The following is a 1323-nucleotide window of genomic DNA, read 5'->3' on the forward strand; positions in this document are numbered from 1 at the left end:
TGTCTAGTCCTGAAATAGGTTTACACCGTTTCGGCTAAATTTGAGGTATTCAGAACGCCCGATGCACCGCATCGGGCGTTTTGTATTTCAGAGACAGATGCGGACGCTCCGAGTTGTAGATTTGGATCGCTTCTCGGACCATTGACCTAGCCTGATCCAGGTTGCTGGGGCTCTGTAGCAACAACTCGTTTTTCAGGATGCCATTGACTCGCTCGGCGAGCGCGTTCTGGTAACAGTCATAGCCATCCGTCATCGAACACTGCACGCCGTGGCGTGCATGCAGCGCTTGATATAGGGACGAGCAGTACTGGATTCCACGATCGGAGTGATGGATCAGGTTTCGGCGGCTTCGCCGCTGCTTCAGCGCACGCCTGAAGGCCATTGCTACCGACTCGGCATGAAGCCCCTCATGCACGTGATGACCAACGATCTTGCGTGAGTAGGCGTCCGTGATCAGGCTCAGATAAAGCGGCCCGCTCTGGCTTGGAAGATAGGTAATGTCCGCAACCCAGATGTGTTCTGGCGCCACTGGGGTGGTCTGCTCAGGACCGGGCTTAAGCAGGTTGGGGTGACGATAGAAGCGGTGAAAACTGTGGGTCGTCTTGTGGTATGCCCGCTTGGGTCGAACCAGCAGACGATGCTCGGCCAGTATCTGAAACAGACGATCACGCCCGACCTTGAGTTGTTCGTTTGATTGCTCACTCAAGAGATGATGCAGCTTGCGTGTGCCTATACGCGGTTGGCGTTGCCGCACTCGCTGGACGTAGTGAGCGACCTGCTCACCCTGAGTCCGGCGCTGATCGTCAGCGCGGTTGCGCTTGTAATAGGCCTGACGACTGATGCCCAGAAACTGGCAAGCCCTGACGATGCTCAGTCCTTCGACTTGGCTTTGCGAGAGGACTTGCCGGGTCGCTTTTTTACAATCGAAACACCGTAGTCTTTCTCCAGCACGTCGACTACCGACTCGAAGAACTGGGCCTTCTGGCTCATGACTTGAAGCTGCTGCTCAAGCTCTTTGATCCTTTGCTCGGGCGTCAGGTCTTTGGGGGTGGCCACCATCGTCGTCCTGTCGGTCCGAATCGATGCCCCTTGGCTCCAATCCTGCCGACCATGCTTGCGCAACCATACCAGAACCGTCGATCTGCCCTGGATGCCGTACCGCACCTGGGCCTGCTTATAGGTCAACCCGCCTTTTTCGATCTGATCGACCACCGCTAATTTAAAAGTCAGCGAGTAATCACGCTGCGTTCGCTTAACACCTTGCTCCATCGAGTTCTCCAACGGCTCGGGGGAAAGGTGTAAACCTTATTCAGGACGGGACAC

The 1323-nt window shown here is 55.8% G+C and carries 1 protein-coding gene; it reads right to left on the reverse strand.

Annotation, left to right across the window (positions count from 1 at the left end; all coding sequences use genetic code 11):
- Positions 1-49: 49 nt before the first annotated feature.
- A protein-coding gene (locus PSTU_RS21310; RefSeq protein WP_085990185.1) for an IS3 family transposase occupies positions 50-1269 on the reverse strand; the annotation gives its coding sequence in 2 pieces (ribosomal slippage) (positions 50-921 and positions 921-1269; 1221 coding nt in all).
- Positions 1270-1323: the final 54 nt, after the last annotated feature.

It is taken from the genome of Stutzerimonas stutzeri SDM-LAC (assembly GCF_000235745.1).
In the GTDB taxonomy this organism is placed as follows: Bacteria; Pseudomonadota; Gammaproteobacteria; order Pseudomonadales; family Pseudomonadaceae; genus Stutzerimonas; species Stutzerimonas stutzeri_H.